Below are 22,967 nucleotides of genomic sequence, written 5' to 3' on the forward strand. Positions count from 1 at the left end.
TCGTTATGGATCGTCGTGATTTTCTGAAGGCTTCTGCGGGTGCCGTTGCTGTAGCTGGTCTTGCAAGTGCTGCAAACGCCGCTAACGCTGCTCCTGCAAAAAACTCCAAGGAGGACAAGGTGTCTACCGTCTATTTTACCAAGGATCTCAGTGCCGCTGGCGTTCTGAAACTTTACGAAAAGGTGAAACAGAACATCTCTGGCAAGGTGGCCATCAAGCTCCATACCGGCGAACCCAACGGCCCGAACATTATTCCCCGCGAATGGGACGAAGCCTTGCAGAAGGCAATTCCCAACAGCACCATCGTAGAGACCAACACCCTGTATCAGGGCGGCCGCTATACTACCGCAGATCACCGCAAGGCTCTCGAAGTCAATGGCTTTACCAAGTTCACGGTCGTCGATATTATGGACGAAGACGGCGAAACTCCCATTCCTGTGAAGGATGGTTATTGGCTTAAGGAACTTCACGTGGGCAAGCATATGCTGAACTACGATTCCATGGTGGTGTTTACCCATTTCAAGGGCCATGCCATGGGCGGCTTCGGCGGCTCCATGAAGAACATTGCCATCGGTTGTGCAGGCGGTCAGATTGGTAAGCGTGAAGTCCACTTGAATACATCCGATGTAAATTCTTCTGCCGATTGGATTATGGGCGCCAAGTTCATGGAACTGATGGGCGACTCCGCCAAGGCCACCTGCGATCATTTCAAGGGCAAGATGTGCTTTATCAATGTGCTGCGCCGTATGTCCGTGGACTGCGACTGTGCAGGCACCAGTGCTGCAGAACCTACCTGCCGCGATATCGGTATCCTTGCTTCTACCGACATTTTGGCTGTGGACCAGGCTAGCATCGACATGGTCTACAAGCTTCCGCCTAAGGAACTTGCCGACCTGAAGGAACGCATCGAGTCCCGCGAAGGCCTGCATCAGCTTGACGCCATGGAACACCATAAGATGGGTTCCCGTAAGTACAAGCTGGTGGAAGTTTTGTAACTTTCCATTGAACGTAATTTTTTATAAAGTGCCGAGGTTCCCATGTCTCTTGGAATTCCAGAAATCATCCTGATTGTTGTCGTAGTTTTGCTGCTGTTCGGTGGCAAGCGCATTCCTGAACTGGCCCGCTCTCTTGGCCGTGCCCAGCACGAATACAAGAAGGCAAAGGACGCCCTGAAGGAAGAAGCTGAAGACCTGCAGAAGACTGTGGAAAAAGTCGGCGAAGCAGAAGCGAAAAAGGAACAGGGCTAAAAGGACGGTTTTGCCGCGGTCAAGTCATCCTCGCGAAAGCGGGGATCTAGCTTCGAATGATCAGTAAAGATTCTCAGGAACAGACGTTGGTCTCTCACTTGGAGGCCTTGCGTACGGCGCTGATTCACTGTTTTGTAGCGCTAGGCATCGGGATTATCCCGATGTTTTTGTTGTCGTCCTATGTTCTTGACTGGTTCAGCGCAGAACTTGTGGCCCAGAGCGGCGCCACACTCCATTACTTTTCCCCAATGGAAGTATTCCTGCTGCAGCTAAAAATCGCGGCACTTATGGATTGCATCATCTGTTCTCCGTACATTGCCTGGAACTTGTGGAAGTTCGTGCTGCCGGGCCTTTACGAAAATGAGCGGAAGTTTGTCCGTTCTATTGTGTGGATGACCAGCGGGCTTTTTATTTCGGGCGTGGTGTTCTGCCTGGGAATTTGCTTCCCGCTGGTGGTGCGCTTCGGCATGAGTTTCGAAAGCGAAACCCTGCAGCCGATTTTTGGCGTAGAAAACATCGTTACCTTGGCGCTGTGGCTTTCCCTTGCATTTGGATGTATGTTCCAGTTCCCGCTGGTGACGTACGCCTTGATTCGTTCCGGCGTTGTCTATTACGAAACTGTTTGCCACGCCCGCCCTTATGTGGTTGTAGCAATCCTTTTACTGGCGGCACTGCTGACTCCTCCGGATATTATCAGCCAGCTGATTCTGGGCGCTCCCACTTACTTGCTTTTCGAAGCAGGCCTGCTTGCCGCACGAAAGTATAAAGGCGAACAGTTCAAGGAGTGTGGCGAAGAAAATTCTCCTATCCGTGTGGAACCGAAAACTCAGGAATCGCGCAGCACCCAAGATTCCGCGACGCAGAAATCTGCAAATAAAGATTCCCAAGACGATGTGGATTTTACAAAACCGACTTCTCCGTATCAAGTTGGAACTGAGCGGAACGCCAACGACTGGAAACCATTTTAAAATTGAGGTAACAAGATGAAAGTTTTATTGATTAACGGAAGCCCCCGCAAGAACGGCAACACTTTTACCGCCCTGAACGAGGCTGCAGAACAGCTGAAGAAGAACGGCATCGACAGCGAAATCGTATGGATCGGCAACAAGGCTGTTCGCGGTTGCATCGCCTGTAACGTCTGCAAGACCAAGGGTAATTGCCGCTGCGCCTTTGACGAAGACATCTGTAACGAAGTCATCGCCAAGATGGAAACCAGCGACGCATTGATCGTTGGCTCTCCGGTTTATTGGGGTCAGCCCAACGGTTCCGTACTTTCCCTGATCCAGCGCATGGCTTACGCTGCCGGCGCTCATTTCCAGGGCAAGCCCGCCGCCGCTGTTTGCTGCTGCCGCCGCGGTGGTGCAACTGCTGCGTTCCAGACTTTGCAAATGCCTTTCCAGATGCTGAACATGCCTATCGTTACTTCCCAGTATTGGAACATCGCCTACGGCCGTGCCGAAGCGGAATCCGCCCAGGATACAGAAGGCATGCAGACCATGCGCACTCTGGCAAACAACATGGCTTATATGCTGAAGAAGTTTGCCACCGGCACCGCCGAAAAACCAGCCAAAGAAGATTGGCAGCCCATGAACTTCGTGCGATAAGATTCAACTTTTCGCCCTAGCACATAGATTCATTTTTTGAAAAGTCGCCCGCTGAAAATGTGAGGCGATTTTTTTGCGTCTTACCCCTTGACCTTGAGTTAACTCTAGGTGTTGTATTGGAGGGTATGAAAAAGCTTTTACTGAAAATCCTGCCAATCTTTATTCTTGCAAATATGACTTTCGCTCAGAAGCCCTTCGATACCCATTCCCACATGATTCCGAAATCCTATCGTGATTATCTGGTAAAACATGACGCCCTTCTTGATGAAGATTTTCCCATTCCCCAGTGGAGTCTTGAAAAGCATATCAAGTTTATGGATGCCGCCGGCATACAGACTTCCGTTTTAACATTGCCTGCGCCGCAACCTTGGTTTGGTGACAGCGTTGAAAGCGCTCAGCTGATCCGCAAAATACATGAGGAAATGGCTGAAGTGAAGGCTATACATAAAGGCCGATTCCTTTTCTGTGCCACCTTGCCATTGCCTGATGTCGATGCAGCTATTCGCGAAGCCATTTATGCTCTTGACATCTTGCACGCCGATGGCGTTTAGCTAGCCTCTAATAGCCGCGGGCTTTATTTGGGAGATCCCGCGCTTGACCCACTTATGAAGGTGCTGAATGAACGTGGGGCGGTTATCATTTCCCACCCTCACAAGCCTTCTGCCGTAAATAAGGAATTGACTTCTGTTGTGCCGCTGGCTTCCTACGAATATCTGGCGGAAACCTCTCGGGCGGTGTTGAATATGGTGGGCCACAACATTACGGTTCGGTTCCCGAAGTTGAAAATCGTGGTGCCCCACTGCGGTTCTTTCTTGCCGCTGGCCGTGCCTCGCATGCAAAGCCTGATGCCCGTCATGAATAACGTCGGGTATTTGAAAGGCGTCGACATCGCAAAGAATTTGGAAGCTTTCTACTACGACTTGGCTGGGGCCGCAACTCCAGAAACTATTCGTGAACTTTTGACGATTACCACCCCCGACCATCTGCTTTATGGAACGGATTATCCCTACGTCGCTGAACCTGTTCTGATAAAGAACTTATCTATTCTAAAGAAAAACCTGCAAGAAATTGTTTCTCAAAATGTAGAACAGGTCCTGTACAAAAATGCGCAGAACCTGTTTGAGAAGTAATTGATTTTTATTTGATATTCTGGCTCGGTTTCTTCTCTTTAAATCCGAACAACATCTTCGGATGTTTTTCGTTATACATAAAAGTCATAAAAGCGAAGGAATATTCCGATTTGACACAAAGTGACAGCTAAAATGGGTTATATTTAGGTTGTGCACAGTGTTTTTGACATAATTCCGGTTGATTTCTTCACAATTCTTGGTCGTCGCAACCCCAACAGGGCTGTATATTCAGAACTTTTACTGAAAATATATGGTCTTTTTGAAGATGAAATTTCGTATAGAATCGTGCGTGATATCGTCCGTGATACGATTGCCGCATTCTTACTAGAAAACCATATTGAGATCCAGGAAGATGATTCTTCAGTGTCTCCTGTAGAATCTGATTGGAATGGCAACGCTAATTTTATTATTCGGCGTTTTGTGGATGCTGGTTGGCTAGAAGAAGAAACTGACGATTCCTCCTTGGAAAAGACCATTGTGATGACGGATAACGGTCTTGCCTTGGCTCAATTTATTGAAAATCTAAAGAATCCTGTTCGCTCTGAATTTTCAGTTTCCATCTACACAATTTATAATACTTTGGAGCATTGGGCTCAAGGCGAACAAAATCCTTATAAATTGATTTTGACCCCCGTGTATGAAGAAGCTCGCAAACTATCTTCGGCTCTGAAGAAACTCGCTACGTCCATAAAAAAAATTATTGAAGGAATGCTCCGTGAAGGAACCCTGGTCAGTTTGACTGAAAATATTATCAAATATTGCGATGGGGACTTTATTAAGGAATATTCTCGTCTTGTTCAGCAACAAAATATCCATCTCTATCGTGAGAAAATATCCAGACGGTTAGAAGAATTTAAAGGTCTTGGTTATTTTGGATCTCTTACCCAAAGTGTCATGGATGAAGACGGTTGCACAAGAGCCTTTGCTGAAGAAAAAGTTTTAAGGATGCTTGATAGCACCAGACGTTTTCTCCATGACGATTATAACAAGATTATGAAACGCATTAAGGATCAGATTAATGCGTATATCAAGATTGCCGTTGCTCGTGAACGAATTCTTCGAAATAAAGGCCGGGATAACCGTGGAAATGTTGAAGAAACGGTTCGATATTTGGTCCAGAATCTAGAAGACGACAAACTGAACAAGATAGATGATGAAATTCAGTATCTCTTCCATATTCATGATTATGAATTTATAGACAGATCATCGCTGCACTATCCGCATAAAAACCAAAGTGCTCAATCGAATATTGAGACTGACCTTGTCGAAATGAGTGTAGAAGAGCGTGAACGTCAAAAAATTCAATTGCAGAAGGAATCGCATAATCCGTATTCCAAGGAATTAATGGCGAAATTCCTAGAAAACCAATCAATTAATGGAAAGATTGACAGTTCTAATCTTCGATTGAATGAGAAAAAAGATGTTCTTGCGTCTATGGCAGCTGTGACTTACGCTCGCGATAATGGTTATTTGGTAGAAACCGACGAAGATTTTATTGAATCAGAAGAATTTAAGGTTCGACATTGGAGGGCAAAGAAAAATGTCAACAATTAATGAAATGTGGGATGACCTTACTTCCTCGGAACAATTATTGTTCAAAAAATGTTGCCGCCGTCTTTTGAAAGAAACCTTCATTGTCCGCGATATGGATGAAGATAACCGCAAGATGTTCTTCTTTGTTAAATCGAATGAAGGACTATTCTCGGATTATCTTAACTTGATTGGCTTTGATATTATTGTGAAGGATAATGGGGTTGTGATGCTCCAAAATGACAGCTCCGATGTTGTTGTTTCAAAGCAAAAATTCAATAAATTCCAGAGCATCATTCTTTGCTGTTTGTGGACCTTGTATATGGACAAGATTCAATCAGGATCACTTTCCAAGCAAATTACGACGACTTTCCCAGAACTGAATGCGGAATTGGAGAAGTTTGAGTTTAAGGGGGCTTTTGATATTAAGAGCAATCTTAAAACAGCGTTGCAACTTTTTGCAAGATATAATTTGATTTTTGTCAATTGGAATGCTGCGGATAATGAACGTGTGATTGTTCTTTATCCGTCGATTCAATTCGCTTTAGATGAATCTGAATTCGCCACATTTGTCGCTGGTGTTCGCGAAAAAATGTTGAATGCCGGTCCTCAAAACGAAGATGTTGTAGAAGATAACTTTGATGCAGAAGGGGAGGAGGAATAATCATGGAATTCCGTAAAACCGCAAAGAAACTTCTTCTATTAAACTGGTCTTGTTTTCAGAATGTTTGCATTGAATTAGGTAGTTCAACCCTATTTACGGGTGTTAATGGCACAGGAAAGACTACAATTCTTGATGCCATGTCTTATTTGTTGTTTGCAAATACTCAGTTTAATCGTGCTGCCGATGACAAAGAACGAACGGTAAATGCTTATATCCATGGCGACCGTAAGACAAATGGTTCTGATCGATATCTTAGAAAAGATGCCGTTGTCAGTTATATTGTCATGGAATTCAATTCTCCTACAGAAGGCGATTTTGTCGTTGGAGTGAATATTGAATCCCGGTCTGCACAGGATTCTGCGGAATCAAAATGGTTTATCTTCCAGAATGCTAAAATCGAGGATTTTAACTTTAGATCTGTTGAAAATGGAAGATTAAGCATTGCTAGCGGAAAGAATCTTACTAGAAAGGGGATTCCTGTAAAGGCTTCGGAGATGCTTGGCCGAGAAAAGGCCAAACCTGCAATTGCAAGAGCTTTAGGCCTTCGAATAAGTGATGGAGACTTTAAGAAGTACGTCGAAAAAATCTTAAAGATGATGGCTTTCAAGCCGGAAAAGAATGTTGAAAAGTTTGTGAAGGACTCCGTTCTTGTTCAGAATGATGTCAATTCTTTGCAGTCTTTAAGAGAACAGAAAAACCATTATACTGAAGCACTTCAAATGCTGGAGAATAACAAAAAACGTAAGGAACTTCTAGAAAAAATTGAAGTTGCAACTACGGCTTACGAAAAACAGTTGAAATACATGAATATTCGTAAGATGATGTATAGCTATCAGTATCTTCAGAAAGATAAACAGGATTTGGAAAAGCGCGAGCTTCTGTCGAAGACGTTTGTACTTGAACAGGGACAATTGGAGTCACAGAAGAAAACTGTTGAAACTGAATTAGAAACCGCTCGCGAAAATCTTACTAAAGTTAAGGATTCCAATAGAACGCTTAGTGATTCACTGGATGATAAAAATGAAGAGTTGAAGAAGTGCAAAGAAAAGATTAAGGAATGTGAAACCTCTATTGCGGCTCTAAAAAATCTTCAGGTTGCCATTACACAATTGCTTCCTCAAATTGAAAATGACATTTCGGTTTCTAAAGAATCTCAAGAAATACTTAAGAATCTAGCGGAAGATGGAATTGATGCTTCTGAAAAGCAGACTCAATTTATTGAATTAGGAAATCAAATTCAAACTGTTAGTGAAGAGTATACTGCAAATAAGGTTCGTTTAGAAGATAGAAGAGATGAGTGTAAGAAAACTCTTGCTGAGATTGAACGGAATATCAAGGATTTGCAGGCTAAGAAAGTTATTTTCCCAAAAGATGCTGAAAATGCAAAATGCTCTATCCAGGAAGAATTTAACAGCCGCTCCATAAAGTCTGAAGTTCGCTTTTTTGCCGAATTAGTGGAGGAAATCAAGGATGAAAGCTGGCGCTTGGCTATTGAAACGTTCCTTGGCCGTAAACGTTATTTCTTGATTGTTGATGACGAATATTGCGATGTCGCTCTGAGAATCCTTAAAGAAAAAAAACTCACAAATGCAAATGTGGTTTTGTCTGATAAAATTCCGGATAGTGACATTGAAAAAGATTCTGCTGCAGAAATTCTTGAAATCAAGAATAAAGCGGCTCGAAAGTACGCCAATTATTTGCTGAATGGAATTCATCTTTGCCATACCATCGAAGAACTTCATGATTACCCAAAGGGTGGATTAATGAAAGACGGCATGCTAGCAAAGAGTTATGCAGCATCTATGATGAAAATTAATGATGTTGATCCTTGTTTAGGCGAAAAAGCTGTTGAAATACTTTTGAAAAAAAGAGAGAGTGAAAGGGAACAGCACTTTGCAAAGTTGCGTAATCTTACTGAGCAAATCAACGAATTAAGCGATTTGCTACGCTTGTGTGGTAACATTGAGTGGGATCCCGATGAATATGATTTCGAGGCTGTAGAAAAAATAAGGCTATTGAATGGTAGACTTGGACAGATTGTAAATGAAATCGAAATTCTTAAGAATAGCCCAGAAATGCTACGCGCTATGCAAGAAATTGAAATGGCAGAGAAGAAAGTCGATGAATTCGATCGTGAAAGGTCGCGTTTAGAAAGAGATTTGGGAAAGAACGAGTCTTCCCAAAATAACAATGCTCTGGCAATTCGAAATTTGATTCAAAGCATAGACATGAAGACGGCTGACTATCAAAAGCTTGTACAAGAAAATCTCGAACTAGAACAGGAAATGCTTAACCAGTATGATCAGATGAGGAAACAGCAAAACAATTTTTTAGTCATTGCTGAGAAGACGGTGAAAAATGCAGTATCTGATTTGAATGATAAAGAAAAAACTCTTGAAAACATTCAACTTGAATACAATAAACTTGCTGGAAAGGATTTGAACGAACGTGGTGTTGCTTACATCTGGTTCTATCGTGAAGAATATCGCGATATTGCCAATGCAAAACTTGATGAGGCAAAAAACAAGCTTGAAGACGCCTCCACAAAGCTCCGCAATGCATTTCTCCATGATTTTATTGCAGAATTAAAGGAAAATATCGAAAAAGCTAGAGAGGAAATTGATATTATCAATAAGGAACTGAAGAAGATTCCTTTTGGTATTGATTTTTATCAATTCAAAATGGAAGAAAGACCAGACCGAAAAATTTTCTTTGATATTTGTAATAATCTTGAAAGCTATATCAATCAGGATTTTTTCAATCCGATGAAGGTTTCCCAGGATAAGTTTAACGCAGATGTGCAGAAATTCCTAGATGATATTCTTCAACAAGGTTCTGATGAAATGGAATACTCTGACTATAGAAACTATTTTGTATATGACATGAGCATCCGACGTAAAAATGGGGAAGAGATGGACCTTTCTCAGAAGCAAGGCTCTGCAAGTGGTGGCGAAAAGCAAACTCCGTACTTCATTATTCTTGCCGCCAGCTTGATGCAGTTCTATCCCAAGGAAAAAAATTGTGCTCGTGTAGCGTTCATTGATGAAGCATTCTCCGCCCTGTCAAAGGAACGTATTGAGCAGATGGTGAAATTCCTGGAGGAAAATCATTTCCAAGTATTCTATGCTGCACCTCCAGAAAAAATAGACAGTATCGGTAGCCATATTGATAATACGGTGGCTTTGTATTCTGATGGTAAATACACCTATGCAGAAGAAGGTATCAGGAAGTCTGCGGTATGAATTTAAACAAGCGACAAAAACTTATTCTTGATAAGCTTTTAAAAAAGTATGAGAACAGTAAAAGCTATAAAGGTGAGAATTCTGTTCGTCAGTCTTTTGCTGTAGAACCATCTAAGATCTTTGAGAAATATGAAGATGATTTTGCTGATCTTGATGAAGTTAGGAACTTTGAGCAAGAGGTTGCGGGGCTTCAGCAGTCTGGTTTGATAGATATCTTTTATAAAGATAATCATATTGCCAAGATCATTGCTATTGACGAAGAAAATGTCTGGAATCAACTCAGAAATATTCTTGGTGTAAAGGAGAAAAAGATTCTTTTACAGGAATCCTTAGATTTTTACACATCATGCCTTGACAAACATGCTGTTATAAAAAACTTTTGCGATGTTCAAATTGAACGAATCAATCAAGGTAAGAAAGAATTATACCCACTTGAATCAGTAAAGATTATTGTAGCGTTCCTTGATTATATCTTAAATAACCAGCAAGAAATTCTTGAACGAGAGCTTTCCATAGAAGTTGCTCATGATTCGAAAGTGTGGGAAAAGTCTTATAGATCACAAGTATGCAAGATATTACGAGAGAGCGGATGTTTTGATGAACTAGCCTCTCAGGAATCGGAAATCAAAGAATTTGAAAAGAAAATCCTGGAAGAATTAAACGTCTATCCAAATCCTTCATATGTGCATTTTAAAGGTAATGCGAAGATTATCTTTGATAATGGGGATATTATAAGCGTTTTACGAGATAGACCGCTTGCGTTGCCGTCTACGATTCTGAACTCAATAACAAAGATTGAAATTTTTGAAAAAAAGTTGATGACGGTTGAAAATTTAACGTCGTTCAATCGTGTCCAACATGATAATTCTTTCTTCGTGTATTTGAGTGGCTACCATAATACTGCAAAACGAAAATTTATTCAGCTAATTAAAAATCAAAATGAAACATTGGAATTCTACCACTTTGGTGATATAGATCCCGATGGACTTTTGATATTAGAAAATCTTAAGTACAAAACAGGTATTGACTTTCAACCATTCTGTATGGGCGTTGAACAGCTCAAGAAATACGAAAGGTATTGTAAGACGCTTGTAGAGAACGATACAGTTAAAGCGGACGGCCTGATTAAATCCGGAAAGTATGTTGAAACAGTTCAGTATATGTTGGATAACAATGTAAAGTTGGAACAAGAAATCATCAGTTGGAATGAAAAGTAACAATGGAAAATCGCTAAAGAATACTACTTTATTTGTGTTGGCGATTGTTCTAGCTGAAACTAGCAAAGCCTTGACCGTCTTGCTTGAAACAAATAAAATAGGTATATTTCTGCGATATGAAAGAAACTGAGAATGTGAAAGCCTATTATTATTTTGATGAGGCAGGGGATCCAAATATTCTGGGTCATCATGGGGTGAACCTTGTTGAAAGTGGAGTTGCAAGCAAGGTTTTTATGGTAGGTTACCTAGAAACAAAGAATCCTAAGGGACTAACCAAGTCTTTAAACGCTTTGCATAAAGAAATTTGTGAAGATGAACTTTTACGGGAAATTCCTTCTATGGAAAAAACAAAAGTCGCTTTTCATGCGGCAAAGGATTGCCCTGAAGTTCGCGATAGGGTTTTCCGTTTGCTTAAAAATCTGGATTTCACCTATTATTGTGTAGTCCTCCAAAAAAGGGAGGAATTCTTCAGAAAGCGTTTTGAATTCAAGAATACAGAAATTTACAAGTACGCGGTTAAAAATCTGCTTGAAAATCGTTTGCACCTATATTCTGAAATTGACTGTTATTTTTCTTCATTGGGAAATGTTGTTCGCAAGGACACTATGCAAAGTGCCATTGATTCTGCAATTGACGCTTTCAGCAGCAAATGGCATTACGAGAACAAAAATTCAATAAGGATTTTTATTCAGCAAGCGTCAGAAATACCTTTGCTGCAGGCATCCGACTATGTTCTTTGGACCATTCAGCGTGTTTATGAAAAAAAAGAATATCGATTCTATAATTACTTGAAAGATAAAATCAAGATTGTCCACGACATTCTTGATTTCAAGTATTATTCTTCTAAGAATCCCATGGTAAAATAAAAAATGGACCCTTGTATAAGGCTAGGTTTCTTTCGAAACGCATGGCATGAAGCCCGCTTTCACCTTATTAGGACCCAATAACTGTAATCTAACAAAATTTTAGTTAAAAGTCAACCCCGAAGAATTCATGATTCGGCTGAACAAGAATGAATTCGACGAACTGGTCGCAAAATGCGATCGGTTTCGCCGCTGAGCTAGCCAGATTCTCCACGATGTTCTTGATTTCAAGTACTACACTTCCTTAATCACCTTCGCAGGAACGCCGCCTACCACCGTGTTGGGGGCGACGTTTTTGTTTACTACGGCTCCTGCCGCGACAATGGCTCCGTTACCGATAGTAACGCCCGGAAGAATGGTGGCGTTGGAACCGATCCACACGTTTTTACCGATGTGGATGGGCTTGGGGTACATATCTCCGCGGTGTTCCGGTTCGGGGGCGTGGTTCAATGTGGCGAGAACGACGTTATGGCCAATGAGGGCGCCGTCGTCGATGGTGATGCCACCTTGATCCTGAAATTTGCAGCCTGCGTTAATGAACACTCGTTTGCCGATTTTGATGTTTCTACCGCAGTCCGTATTGAAGGGCGGAAACAGCCCGAAAGATTCATCGACGGTCTCGCCAATCAGCTCCGAAAACAGCTTGCGGATTTCAGCGGGCTCGTGATAGCCTGTGTTGATTTCCGCAGTGATTTTCAAGGCTCGCTGGGACATTTCGTGCATAAGCAAATGGGTTTCGCTTCCGGCGATGATTCGCTCGCCAGAGGCCATGGCCTTCTTGAATTCTTCCAGAGTCATTAGACCTTAGATCCCTTCTTGTAGGCTTCGGCGAGAGCGGCCTTGTTGCTTGCGGCTTCCTTGGGCTCGGAGGCGCTGGCGAAAACGGTTCCCTTCAGTTTGACGTTGTCGAAACAGGCTATCCAGCCCTTGATTCCATTTATGGCGTTCTTTGGGGTGGTCTTTTCATTTTCGGCTGCGGTAGCCAGCAAGTAGATTTCGCGGAACTTGTATTCGCTAATGTAAAGGGAATTAGCACGGTCCAGCATGGTCTTCAGCTGGCCGCACATTTCGTAGTAATAGATGGGCGTTGCAAAGGCGATGACTTCAGCGTTCTTCATCTTTTCGGTGATTTCGTTGGCGTCGTCCTTGATGACGCACTTGCCCTTCTTTTGGCAGGTGAGGCAACCGCGGCAAAATGCGATATTCTTGCCCTGTAGGGAAATGTACTCCACTTCATTGCCGGCGTCTTTTGCGCCCTTGGCAAATTCCTTGGCTAGAATGTCGGAGTTGCTTCCCTTGCGGAGGCTAGAAGAAATAACAAGAACTTTTTTCATTTGCGTGTCTCCATGAAAATGCTGCGTGAATTAAAAACTTTGGATTGTGATTTTCTTGGCGCCAGCTTTTAGGGCGTCCTTTAAGCTGTCTGGATTTTCAAAAGTTCCGACGTCGCTGTAGTTGTAGCCTGGATTGCTGAAGGTCTCATAGAAAAAGACGAGGCAGTCGGAACCATAAACCTTGATGTCGCCCTTCTTGATGGTGTCGGGAACGAAGCTTGTTGTCTTGAAACCGGAATCCAAATAGACGTAGTATTCGTTGCCGTGAAGTTCCGTCATGGAAAGTGTCAGGGGAAGTTTTTCCTTGAAACTTTGCGCGGTGGCGTTGTCTGCCAGGGTGGCAATGAATTCTTGAGAGCCAATGGTGATTTTGATTTTATTCATTTCAATTTTTGCCGTCGAAGAACTGCTGGCTTGAACGGATTGAGCGTTGGACGAACTGGTTTTAGCAGCGATTTCATTTGAACCTTGTTCCGCGTTTGACCCGGAATCGGCGCAGGCATATAAAGGCAGAAGCAATAGGCCTGCAAAAATAAAATTCAACAAATTTTTCATGTTACAAATATAGCGTTGTTTTGTTGAAATAGCAAATACTTTGATTTTATATACTGTTATGCCTAAAAAGCATAGCAAAGCATAAAAATTAAGTATTTGCTTATTGTGATTTTCAGTTCTAAATTGTATCTTGCAAAAACTTCTTCATAGGATTTAAAATGAATTTCAAGAAATCTTCCTTGGGTAAAATCGTTACCGCTGCTGCAGTAATCTCTGTGGCAACCGCTTTCACCGCCTGCTGCGACAAGAACGACGCAACTCAGACAGCAAAGGCAGCAAACACAACTATCAACTACTCCGCAAACGAGACCGTTATGGCACAGAACGAAAAATTGGAACTGACTCAAGAATGGGACAAGGTTTTCCCCAAGAGCGAAAAGGTGGATCATAAGAAGGTGACCTTCACCAATAACTTCGGCATCACCTTGGCTGCCGATATGTACATCCCGAAGGATGCAAGCCTTGCTGCAAACGGCAAGTTCCCGGCCATTGCTGTTTCTGGCCCCTTCGGCGCCGTGAAGGAACAGTCCAGCGGTCTCTACGCACAGACCATGGCAGAAAAGGGCTACTTGACCATCGCATTTGACCCCAGCTTTACTGGCGAAAGCAGCGGCATGCCCCGCCGCGTGGCATCTCCGGACATTAACACCGAAGACTTCATGGCTGCTGTAGATTTTCTCGGTGCTCAGGAAAATGTGGACGCTGAACGCATTGGCATTATCGGTATTTGCGGTTGGGGTGGCATCGCCCTGAACGCCGCTGCCGCGGACACCCGCATCAAGGCAACTGTGGCAAGCACCATGTACGACATGACCCGCGTGGGCGGCAACGGCTACTTTGATTCCGGCGACAATGAAGAAGCCCGTTACGAAGGCCGCAAGGCTCTCGCAGCCCAGCGCGTAAAGGATCGTGCTGCTGGCTCCTACCTGCGTGCCGGTGGCGTTGTGGACCCGCTTCCGGATGATGCGCCCTACTTCGTGAAGGATTACTACGCTTACTACAAGACTCCTCGCGGTTACCACAAGCGTTCTGGTAATTCCAACGATGGTTGGAATGCTACAGGCACCCAGGCTTATGCCAACGCCCGCTTCCTCCGTTACACCAACGAAATCCGTTCCGCCGTTCTCGTGATGCACGGCGACAAGGCTCATTCCTTCTACTTCGGCAAGGATGCTTACAAGTACATGGTTGAAGGCAATCCCGCTGCAGGCATCAAGGCAAACCCGAATCCTTCCAACAAGGAACTTCTGGTGATTCCTGGCGCATCTCACGTGGATCTTTACGACAACATGGAAAAGATTCCTTTCGCAAAACTTGACGAATTCTTCAAGACTAACTTGAAGTAATTAGCGGGTTGCTGCGACTGAAATACGCAATAAAGACTGCGCCTATGATGGCGTGGTCTTTTTTACAGTGCCTGGATTTCTTCGGGAGTAAGGCCCGTTCGCTTGGCGATGGCCTCTAACGGAAAACCGTCATCACGGAAACCCTTGGCGAGTTCGCGCTTTTCTTCGTCGCGCCCCTGGGAAAGCCCCTCTTCCTTTCCTTGCAGGTAGGAGCCCTGCTTTTCGTAAAGCATGTCAGTCATGTTATCTACCTCCAGGAGTAAAAGTTCATCGGTGTACCCCACAAAAGATACATCTTTTGCGAAGTCTTCGTCAAGGAGATTTCCCGCTTTTTCCTCGTCGATGGTCTTGTCTTCCAACACATCGCGAAAGAGCCGCAGCATTTCTGCGCGGGGCGACACATCACGGGCTTCCCGGCGATTTCCTTCTTGCAGACGGTCGTCCATGCGGAAAAACTTCGACATTTCCACAAGAAACACGTCAATCTTCTTGAATGGATATTTACGGTTCCGCATTACCTGGCACTGATGAAAATAAGTGTCAGGCTCCAGCGGGAACTGGTCATCGACCAGCAGAGAAAGCACATAGATATGCGGCAGCTCGTAACTCTTGTTTTTCTTCACCTGGTTATTCACGATGCGAGAAGTGTAATAAACCAGACGGTCCATGAACAGCGTGTTGAAATTCTGCTGCACCTCGATGACCACGGGTTCATTCGCCTGATTGTATCCGTAAATGTCAAAAATGTTGGTCTTGTTGTCCATCACGCCGGGCTGTTCCTGGACGCCCAGGGTGAACTTCGTAATCGCCTTGTTCCCGGTCAGCCCGAGCATGGCGTTCAAAAACTTGATCGTTCGCTCCGGCTTGCCTTCGCTCGCCATCAGCATCTTAAAAATGCCATCGCTGAACGGATAGACATTCCTATAGATTGCACGATACTTGGGGAGATTCTCAGGATGTTCCTTGAGATCACGGGCCATGGCCCAGAATTGGCTTCTATTCATACTTTCCTCCGGTCGCTACAGGCTTGAAAAAGCGACGGCTTGATTAGTGCTCTTTTGTTCACTACTAAATTTATACAAAAGTTTGGGCGGTGTCAAGGCGGGGCGCGAAAAAATTTCACTTTGCAAACTATAGGCGACAGGGGGCGATATTTTGGGCGTTGCCCTGGCGGGCCGGCCCTCTTGCGCTATCGACTCGCGATGCGAGTCGTTCGTTCAGCCTCGCGCGACCTGCGACTGCACAAGGCAAGCGCCGCGCGAGTCCGACCCCATGCGGGCTGCGGGGCCTAACGCGAAAGCAGGGCGAAACGGCTCTTGACGCAAATGCGAGACTGCGCCTCTTTTACAGCGCCTTGATTTCTTCGGGAGTAAGGCCTGTTCGCTTAGAAATGATTTCCAGAGGAACACCATCATCACGGAATCCCTTGACGAGTTCGCGCTTTTCTTCCTTGCGAGCTTCGTCGTGTTCCTCTTCAAGCATTGCTTCAAAAGTCATGTAGTCCAAGATGGTAAAATTTCAAAGAAACTTCTTAAAATGACATATAATGGCATTTGATTTATTTTATATTTTCGTTGATAAGAGATTTTTGTTGGAGAAATCAAATGGATTTGTTGAATTCTGCGCAGCAGCTTACAAATGAATACATTGATAAAATGCCTAAGGCCATGAGAAAGAAATATGGACAGTTCTTTACAAGTGCCGAAACCGCGCAATTTATGGCAAATCTTTTTGAAATTCCTTCTGACAAAGAGGAGTTATCTTTTTTAGATGCCGGGGCTGGCTCAGGAATGCTATCCATAGCACTCATCGAGCGAATTGAAAAACTAGACTGTTTAAAAAAACTTCATTTAGTCTGTTACGAAAATGACGAAAATATTCTTGATTTATTAAAGCAAAATCTTGATAATGCAAAGAATAGAGTTTCTTTCGCGTTCGACTACGAACTGCGATCAATCAATTATATAACCAGCCAGGAAAAAAATTACCGATCACTGTTAGGTTCTAACGGAAATCCCGAACAATATGACTTAGTCATCGGCAATCCGCCCTACATGAAAATACCCAAGGACGCACCAGAAGCATTAGCAATGCCGGATGTTTGTTATGGAGCGCCTAATCTCTATTTCCTATTCGCTTCTATGGGGTTATACAACCTAAAAAAGAACGGACAGTTGGTGTATATTGTTCCTCGATCGTGGACATCGGGCGCTTACTTTAAAGCATTCCGTCAAAAATTTCTTGGCGAAGCTTCTTTAGAACATATCCATCTGTTTGTTTCAAGAGATAAAGTCTTTGACAAAGAAACAGTTCTTCAAGAAACAATGATTTTCAAGGTGCGGAAAACTTCTATTCGTCCTAAAGATGTTTTCATTACAACAACAAAAGATAACTCCGATTTTAAAGACAAAACATCATTTGCGGTACCATACAATGTTGTTGTCTCTGGTGGCGACTCCTATGTATTTTTACCAACTTGCCAACAAGAAGTTGAAGTTATTGAAAAATTAAACAAATGGACTGACACGCTTCCCTCGATTGGATTGAAAATGAAAACAGGATTGACTGTTGACTTTAGAAACAGGGATGTTTTAAGAAACGAAAAAAGCCAACAGACAGTTCCTTTATTTTATTCTCAGCATATAAAAAACGGCAAAGTTATTTTTCCTATTGGAAAAGAAAATGAATATATTGAAACTGATCAAAAAGGATTGCTACAAGCCAATACAAACTATTTGTTTGTGAAGCGTTTTACCGCAAAAGAAGAACCACGCAGGCTTCAATGTGGAGTGTATCTAGCACGAAAAAATCCTGACTACGAGTCTATCAGCACTCAAAATAAAATAAACTTCATCAATGGTTTGGAAAAACTTTCCGAATGCATTGTTTACGGATTGTATGTGCTGTTCAACTCTACTCTTTACGACGGATTTTACCGTATTTTGAATGGTTCTACTCAGGTAAATTCTACGGAAGTAAACGCAATGCCGGTTCCCCCAATCAGCATAATAGAAGCAATGGGAAAAAAATTGATTAGGTTGCACAATATGTCTGTACAATCCTGCGATGCAATTTTAGAGGAATATGTATGACGAAAGTAGAAGAAGCAAGAGAAATTCTCACACAATTGCAGGTACCTAAACAACAACAGTCGGATTTATGTTGTTATGTATTGCTTGCTATGGCATACATTCAGGAATCAGCAAATTGGGAATACGCATCTAACGATTGGATTCGAATACACGATATCATTTCTTTCACAGAAAAGAACTATGGCGTGGCTTACGCCGAAAATAGCCGCGAAACTTTTAGAAAACAAGCGATACACCATTTTAGAAACGCAGCCTTTATCGAAGATAACGGATTGGCTACGAATAGCCCGAATTATCGCTATCGTTTGACTGAAGAAATGTTATTGTTAATAACGCATTTCGGAAAAAAGGATTGGGAAAAGAAAAAAACTTCTTTTTTGAAAGAGCATCAGTCTTTGATTGAACAATACGCATCTAAAAAGACGATGCAGAAAATGTCTGTAAAAATCAATAATTCGGATTTCACTTTTTCGCCTGGAAAACATAACCAGCTGCAAAAGGCTATTATTGAAGAATTTGCTCCCCGTTTTGCTCCGAATTCAGAATGCTTATATGTTGGTGATACAGAACAGAAGGATTTAGTCAAAAATGAAGGAAAACTAAAGGCGTTAGGCTTTGAAATTACATTGCATGACAAAATGCCTGATGTTGTTCTTTACTCTGAGGAGAAAGACTGGATTTACTTTGTCGAAGCAGTAACATCTGTAGGCCCAATGGATCCAAAAAGAATTAAAGAACTTGAAGAAATGACTAAAAATGTGTCTGCTGGTAAAATTTATACAACAGCATTCCTTGATTTTAAAACCTTCAAAAAGTTCTCCGAAATGCTGGCATGGGAAACAGAAGTATGGCTGGCCGAGTCTCCGGATCACATGATTCATTTGAATGGAGATAAGTTCATGGGGCCAAGGAAATAATTCTTCACCTTTGATTTTCAAGCGGCAAGCGCCGCGCGAGTCCGATTGACCCAGAGCCGAATGCAGCGGCTATGCTTGCATAGCCATTGCTGAGGCGAAATGTCAAGGAGCGAAGCTCCCACCCATACGGGCGGCGGGGCCTAACGCAAAAGCGATGTGGAACCGACAGGGATGTTTTTCTTGAAGGCTTTCATGTCGGCTTCTGTCGGTGTGTCTATGCAAATCTTGCGCTGTTGATGGATGCCGACTTTGCAGTCATCACGAGCAAATTTTCCTTGCTGATTTTTTTTAGACATATCGACCTCAATGGTTGTATAACGCAAAGCAGTCTCTGTCTAGGCTCCGATTGAATTATTCATCCATAACACACCTAACTGAAAAACCATGCGTTTTAAAAGTGTTTGAAATAGGGATGCCGGTTGCTAGAGTGTATTGATACGATGCCTTAGATTTCTCTGCATAATTTTCTGGATTTTCTTCAGGGTAATGCCAATAAGTGGCGTCATTTATGTCCCTAAAGGAACCATTCCAATTGACGCCAGCCCCAACAAGGCTATACCCTGTGGTATTGTAGCCACCAAAGCCATATGCAGAACGGGTTCCTTCAACACCATGGGTATTTCCATCGGCATGAACAACAATATAAAAGTCATTGTATGTAAGCAATCGCCATCCATCGGGGCATATTCCCTTGTGATGATATGTTATAGTATCATATTGATCCCGACAATCTTTTTGGTTACAATCGCTAGGCAATTGCATCATTTCTGCCCACTGGTAAAGTCCACCATAGCGGTCACAATTTGTCGTATCATTATTATAGCAATACCGCTCTATCTTATCATTATCTTCCTGATTTTTCCTTCCACGGACCATTTCGCCAATATTCAAGTTTTCTGCCATAACTTTAATCGTAGCTTTTCGACCGGCAGTATCTTTTCCGCTTATCTGTATATAGTAATACTCTCGATTATTTCGTCCATCGACAAACTTCACATAATCACCTTTACGCCAATGTGTTCCATCAAAAGGCTCTGTCCTATCAAACGGCACATATTCGCTGCTGCTCGAAGCAACTGACGACGAAGATTGTTTCACGGAAGAACTACTTTGCTTATTGCTTGATGACGATTTCACCGAGGAACTGGACTTAGCCGAGCTGCTGCTGGATTTCACCGAGGAACTACTAGATTCCCGATCGTGGTCGGAAATGACAGAAGAAGATGACACATCGGCTGTGTTGCTGCCCTTGACGCTACTGCTAGAACCTTCGCTGTCGCTCGGGATGACACTTGATGAGGAGCCTGGAGTGACAGAAGAGGAAGAGTCGCCGTTGATGCTGGAGGAGGATTCTTCGTCCTCAACAGCGGAACTTAGTGCGCTGTTTTCACCGGATGCGCTGGTAGAGTTGGAGTCATCGCCGCAGGCGTTAAAGGCGAACAGCGCAAAAGCGACCGCGCTGGTGATTGTGATTTTCTTGAAGATGTTCATATTAAAACTCTGTTAAATGTTTCTATGCAAATCTTGCGCTGTTGAAGGATGCCGATTTTGTAGTCATCACGAGCAAATTTTCCTTGCTGATTTTTTAGACGCGGCTTGGGCTTTTTTTAATGCTAAGATTTACATCCATCATCAAACGAGGTTCGAGAGCCTCAATTTTGAAGTTACTTGCATTCAGTTTTTTCTTCTGCTGTTTTTTAGACATATCTACTCTTTGTTGATGAATTAATTATTTAGACAAAAAAAGTTTTATTTAGACATTACACATCGAACCGTAAATCCATGTGATTTATTATAAGAACCTTTTCTAACGGTTGTCATAGATAGACCTGTAAAAGATCCACTCGCGTTTTGTGAATCCGAGAAAGATTCTTCTGGATAGAACCAATAAATTCCTTTATCTAAATTTTTGTATTTATACTCCCAGTTATACCCACTACATACAAGGCTAAAACCTGTTTCATTATATCCTCCACAACCAAACGTCGACCGCAAGCCCTCTATTCCATGTGTGTTTCCATTGCTATTCAAAATGACATAGAAATCATTATAAGTCAAAATGCGCCAATTCTCTGGGCAAATTCCCCGATGATTCGATGGGTCATATCTATCCGAACAATCCATATTGTTACACGCGCTAGGTAGTTGCATCATTTCCGCCCACTGGTAAAGGCCTCCATAGCGGTCACAATTGGTGGTATCATCATTGTAGCAATAGCGTTCAATCACTTTATCATCAGTCTGGTCTTGCGTTCCTAACACGTCAACGCCAATATTCAAATTTTCCGCCATAACGGTCACAGAGGCTGCATTTCCACTAGTATCTTTACCCGTAATCGTTATATAATAGTAACTGCGCCCATTGCGGTCGTCCGTAAACTGGTGATATGCATCTTCACCAACAAAACGCGCCCCTGCAAGAGTAAGAGAATGGTCAAATGGGATATACTCACCACTACTGCTAGACTTAGCCACAGACGAAGAAGACCGTTTTACGGAAGAACTGCTGCTAGATTTGACACTTGATGAGGAGTTCACAGAGGAACTGGACTTAGCCGAACTGCTGCTGGATTTCACTGAGGAACTGTTAGATTCCCGATCGGGGTCGGGAATGACAGAAGAGGATGACACATCGGCTGTGTCGCTACCCTTGACGCTACTGCTAGATCCTTCGCTGTCGCTCAGGATGACACTGGAAGAAGAACCCGGAATGACTGAAGAAGTGTCGCCGTTGATGCTGGAGGATGATGCATCGTCCTCAACAGCGGAACTTAGAGCGCTGTTTTCACCTGATGCGCTGGTAGAGCTGGAGTCGTCGCCGCAGGCGTTAAAGGTGAACAGCGCAAAAGCGACCGCACCTACCAAACCAATTTTCTTAATCGTATTCATAAAAACTCCGAGAATATATTCCCCATAAATTTAGTTTTTCTAAAACATCGTTCCCCTGAAAATAAATTTTATTAATCAGAATTTGCCTAGTTTCCCATACGCCTCACCCTGAGGCATATAGAACATCTTGCATCCTGCATTCGCGTTAGGGATGGAAGCCGGCCACGGTTCGGACTCGCGCGACCCTTGATTTGTGCAGTTGCCTGGAGCGCGAGGCTGAACGGACACGGCAGGGGCGCTTCGGCGAAGCTCGGCGACCTTGCCGTGATAACGCGACAGCCCGACCCCGGCCCGTTTTGAACATGCCTGGAACTGGATTGCCGCGCTTCGCTCGCAATGACACAAGGCCGGGGGAACGCCCCCAAAAAATCAGTTGAAACGGACAAGCCCTTTGACAATGCCTCCTTAAAATCCTATATTATGGATGAGGTGAAATTTTATGGCAAGACCGATCAAAGAAACTCCGACTCTCTATGGTGAGGATGCTCGCGTTTTCGAACAGAAAATTGCGAATCCGAAGCCCGTGACGAAGGAAGACGTTCTGGCTGCACGGAACGCCTACGATAAGTTCATGTCCATCGCAAAGTTTCCGTTTTAATAATGGATATTTCCTCATTTGACCTTTTTCCCCTGGATGAGAAAACGGAAATCCTTCCGTTTTGCAGCAAAGATGATGAATTGAACAACTTTCTGTTCGATGATGCAAAGAATTATCTTGCTGATTTAATGGCAGTCACTTATCTTCTGGTGGATCGTCAAACTCAAAAGACAGTCGCTTATTTCACTCTACTGAACGACAAAGTCTCCTATGATCCAGAAGAACGCTCCTTGTGGAACAGAATCAACAGAAGAATTTCAAACAATAAGCGACGCAAGACATATCCATCTGTAAAAATTGGCCGTCTTGCTGTTTCCATGGACTACGAACATCAAGGTATCGGCCGAGCCATTTTGAATTTTGTCAAACATGCGTTTACCAATGGGAACCGCACGGGATGCCGGTTCATTACTGTCGATGCGTATGCCGCCGCAACTGGCTTTTACATCAAGAACAGTTTCGACTTCTTTACCCAAAAAGACCGCAAGGATGCAACGCGTCTGATGTTCTTTGATTTGAAGCCATTCAAAGATGCGCAGAAAAAAAATTAGTTTTCCTGCATTTTTGCGTTAGGGATGGAAGCCGGCCGCGGTTCGGACTCGCGCGGCGCTTGATTTGCGCTGTCTCATGGAGCGCGAGGCTGAACGGACGGGGAGCGGAGCGAGCCGATAACGCGACAGCCCGACCCCGGCGGCGGTTCTGTTGTGCGTGTCCCGGGAGCCGGGGGAACGCCCAGAAG

At 43.4% G+C, this 22,967-nt stretch carries 26 protein-coding genes; 17 read left to right on the top strand and 9 right to left on the bottom strand.

The annotated features are described in order from the left end of the window. The first annotated feature begins 5 nt into the window (after nt 1–5). The 11 genes from BUB94_RS00415 to BUB94_RS00460 all read left to right on the top strand — a co-directional run bounded on the left by BUB94_RS00415 (nt 6) and on the right by BUB94_RS00460 (nt 11,500). On the top strand, nt 6–995 hold the full coding sequence (locus BUB94_RS00415) for a DUF362 domain-containing protein (protein WP_073233333.1): 990 nt from the start codon (nt 6–8) through the stop codon (nt 993–995). Nucleotides 996–1,037: 42 nt separating this feature from the next. Then, nucleotides 1,038–1,247, top strand: a complete 210-nt coding sequence (locus BUB94_RS00420; protein ID WP_073157447.1) for a Sec-independent protein translocase subunit TatA/TatB — start codon at nt 1,038–1,040, stop codon at nt 1,245–1,247. Between the two features lie 56 nt (nt 1,248–1,303). Continuing rightward, complete coding sequence (tatC, locus tag BUB94_RS00425; protein ID WP_073233335.1) at nt 1,304–2,215, top strand: twin-arginine translocase subunit TatC; 912 nt, start codon at nt 1,304–1,306, stop codon at nt 2,213–2,215. A gap of 15 nt (nt 2,216–2,230) precedes the next feature. Next, nucleotides 2,231–2,851 (top strand): flavodoxin family protein, encoded by a 621-nt coding sequence (locus tag BUB94_RS00430; protein WP_073233338.1) that lies wholly within the window; start codon nt 2,231–2,233, stop codon nt 2,849–2,851. Nucleotides 2,852–2,976: 125 nt separating this feature from the next. Next, the gene (locus BUB94_RS17405; protein ID WP_199505709.1) at nt 2,977–3,402 is read left to right on the top strand and encodes an amidohydrolase family protein; all 426 of its coding nucleotides are present in this window, start codon (nt 2,977–2,979) and stop codon (nt 3,400–3,402) included. Nucleotides 3,403–3,429: 27 nt separating this feature from the next. Then, nucleotides 3,430–3,981, top strand: a complete 552-nt coding sequence (locus tag BUB94_RS17410; RefSeq protein WP_371585212.1) for an amidohydrolase family protein — start codon at nt 3,430–3,432, stop codon at nt 3,979–3,981. Nucleotides 3,982–4,131: 150 nt separating this feature from the next. Further along, nucleotides 4,132–5,535, top strand: a complete 1,404-nt coding sequence (locus tag BUB94_RS00440; protein WP_073233340.1) for a Wadjet anti-phage system protein JetA family protein — start codon at nt 4,132–4,134, stop codon at nt 5,533–5,535. Continuing rightward, the gene (locus tag BUB94_RS00445; RefSeq protein ID WP_073161575.1) at nt 5,522–6,175 is read left to right on the top strand and encodes a DUF4194 domain-containing protein; all 654 of its coding nucleotides are present in this window, start codon (nt 5,522–5,524) and stop codon (nt 6,173–6,175) included. The genes BUB94_RS00440 and BUB94_RS00445 overlap by 14 nt, the downstream gene beginning before the upstream one ends. A 2-nt stretch (nt 6,176–6,177) precedes the next feature. Next, nucleotides 6,178–9,417, top strand: a complete 3,240-nt coding sequence (locus tag BUB94_RS00450; protein ID WP_073233342.1) for an SbcC/MukB-like Walker B domain-containing protein — start codon at nt 6,178–6,180, stop codon at nt 9,415–9,417. Further along, nucleotides 9,414–10,634: a Wadjet anti-phage system protein JetD domain-containing protein gene (locus tag BUB94_RS00455; RefSeq protein ID WP_073233344.1), complete on the top strand. Its 1,221-nt coding sequence runs from the start codon at nt 9,414–9,416 to the stop codon at nt 10,632–10,634. Before BUB94_RS00450 ends, BUB94_RS00455 begins: the two co-directional genes overlap by 4 nt. A gap of 116 nt (nt 10,635–10,750) precedes the next feature. After that, nucleotides 10,751–11,500 (top strand): DUF3800 domain-containing protein, encoded by a 750-nt coding sequence (locus BUB94_RS00460; RefSeq protein ID WP_073161578.1) that lies wholly within the window; start codon nt 10,751–10,753, stop codon nt 11,498–11,500. A 231-nt stretch (nt 11,501–11,731) separates the two neighbouring features. Here the strand turns inward: BUB94_RS00460 and BUB94_RS17360 are convergent, their stop codons facing one another. Genes BUB94_RS17360 through BUB94_RS00475 form a run of 3 tightly spaced genes read right to left on the bottom strand, consistent with a single transcriptional unit; the run spans nt 11,732 to nt 13,386 of the window. Further along, a complete protein-coding gene (locus BUB94_RS17360) occupies nt 11,732–12,295 on the bottom strand; it encodes a sugar O-acetyltransferase (RefSeq protein WP_073233346.1) in 564 nt (187 codons plus the stop codon). Next, complete coding sequence (locus tag BUB94_RS00470; protein WP_073233348.1) at nt 12,295–12,831, bottom strand: flavodoxin family protein; 537 nt, start codon at nt 12,829–12,831, stop codon at nt 12,295–12,297. The genes BUB94_RS17360 and BUB94_RS00470 overlap by 1 nt, the downstream gene beginning before the upstream one ends. Before the next feature lie 30 nt (nt 12,832–12,861). Then, nucleotides 12,862–13,386 carry a cyclophilin-like fold protein gene (locus BUB94_RS00475; RefSeq protein WP_073233350.1) on the bottom strand — a complete coding sequence of 175 codons (525 nt, stop codon included), beginning with the start codon at nt 13,384–13,386 and terminating at the stop codon, nt 12,862–12,864. 314 nt (nt 13,387–13,700) lie between these two features. On the opposite strand from BUB94_RS00475, the gene BUB94_RS00480 reads away from it, so the two are divergent. After that, nucleotides 13,701–14,732: an alpha/beta hydrolase gene (locus BUB94_RS00480; protein WP_073233708.1), complete on the top strand. Its 1,032-nt coding sequence runs from the start codon at nt 13,701–13,703 to the stop codon at nt 14,730–14,732. 62 nt (nt 14,733–14,794) lie between these two features. Here the strand turns inward: BUB94_RS00480 and BUB94_RS00485 are convergent, their stop codons facing one another. Continuing rightward, nucleotides 14,795–15,736, bottom strand: a complete 942-nt coding sequence (locus BUB94_RS00485) for an Rpn family recombination-promoting nuclease/putative transposase (RefSeq protein WP_073233351.1) — start codon at nt 15,734–15,736, stop codon at nt 14,795–14,797. Nucleotides 15,737–16,076: 340 nt separating this feature from the next. After that, on the bottom strand, nt 16,077–16,229 hold the full coding sequence (locus tag BUB94_RS16605) for a hypothetical protein (RefSeq protein ID WP_175549661.1): 153 nt from the start codon (nt 16,227–16,229) through the stop codon (nt 16,077–16,079). Between the two features lie 107 nt (nt 16,230–16,336). Here BUB94_RS16605 and BUB94_RS00490 point away from each other — a divergent pair, with 107 nt between their 5' ends. Continuing rightward, the gene (locus BUB94_RS00490) at nt 16,337–17,824 is read left to right on the top strand and encodes an Eco57I restriction-modification methylase domain-containing protein (protein ID WP_073233353.1); all 1,488 of its coding nucleotides are present in this window, start codon (nt 16,337–16,339) and stop codon (nt 17,822–17,824) included. Continuing rightward, entirely contained in the window at nt 17,821–18,741 is a 921-nt protein-coding gene (locus BUB94_RS00495) for a BsuBI/PstI family type II restriction endonuclease (RefSeq protein ID WP_073233355.1), read from the top strand. The genes BUB94_RS00490 and BUB94_RS00495 overlap by 4 nt, the downstream gene beginning before the upstream one ends. A 140-nt stretch (nt 18,742–18,881) precedes the next feature. On the opposite strand, the gene BUB94_RS16610 is transcribed toward BUB94_RS00495, so the two are convergent. Further along, nucleotides 18,882–19,037: a hypothetical protein gene (locus BUB94_RS16610; protein WP_175549662.1), complete on the bottom strand. Its 156-nt coding sequence runs from the start codon at nt 19,035–19,037 to the stop codon at nt 18,882–18,884. Nucleotides 19,038–19,092: 55 nt separating this feature from the next. Beyond that, a complete protein-coding gene (locus BUB94_RS16615) occupies nt 19,093–19,737 on the bottom strand; it encodes an FISUMP domain-containing protein (RefSeq protein WP_175549663.1) in 645 nt (214 codons plus the stop codon). A gap of 121 nt (nt 19,738–19,858) precedes the next feature. Here BUB94_RS16615 and BUB94_RS16620 point away from each other — a divergent pair, with 121 nt between their 5' ends. After that, nucleotides 19,859–20,248: a hypothetical protein gene (locus BUB94_RS16620; RefSeq protein WP_073233359.1), complete on the top strand. Its 390-nt coding sequence runs from the start codon at nt 19,859–19,861 to the stop codon at nt 20,246–20,248. Between the two features lie 78 nt (nt 20,249–20,326). Here BUB94_RS16620 and BUB94_RS16300 read toward each other — a convergent pair whose 3' ends face one another. Together BUB94_RS16300 and BUB94_RS16110 are read right to left on the bottom strand one after the other, a co-directional pair. Beyond that, nucleotides 20,327–20,446 (bottom strand): LEPR-XLL domain-containing protein, encoded by a 120-nt coding sequence (locus BUB94_RS16300; protein ID WP_139260082.1) that lies wholly within the window; start codon nt 20,444–20,446, stop codon nt 20,327–20,329. Nucleotides 20,447–20,490: 44 nt separating this feature from the next. After that, nucleotides 20,491–21,630, bottom strand: coding sequence for an FISUMP domain-containing protein (locus tag BUB94_RS16110; RefSeq protein ID WP_083537941.1), 1,140 nt, complete (start codon nt 21,628–21,630; stop codon nt 20,491–20,493). A gap of 439 nt (nt 21,631–22,069) precedes the next feature. Between BUB94_RS16110 and BUB94_RS16625 the strand changes: the two genes are divergently transcribed. Together BUB94_RS16625 and BUB94_RS00520 are read left to right on the top strand one after the other, a co-directional pair. Beyond that, nucleotides 22,070–22,228, top strand: coding sequence for a hypothetical protein (locus tag BUB94_RS16625; RefSeq protein ID WP_175549664.1), 159 nt, complete (start codon nt 22,070–22,072; stop codon nt 22,226–22,228). A 2-nt stretch (nt 22,229–22,230) separates the two neighbouring features. Continuing rightward, nucleotides 22,231–22,779: a GNAT family N-acetyltransferase gene (locus BUB94_RS00520; RefSeq protein ID WP_073233371.1), complete on the top strand. Its 549-nt coding sequence runs from the start codon at nt 22,231–22,233 to the stop codon at nt 22,777–22,779. Nucleotides 22,780–22,967: the final 188 nt, after the last annotated feature.

This window comes from Fibrobacter sp. UWH9, from assembly GCF_900129715.1.
Lineage (GTDB): Bacteria > Fibrobacterota > Fibrobacteria > Fibrobacterales > Fibrobacteraceae > Fibrobacter.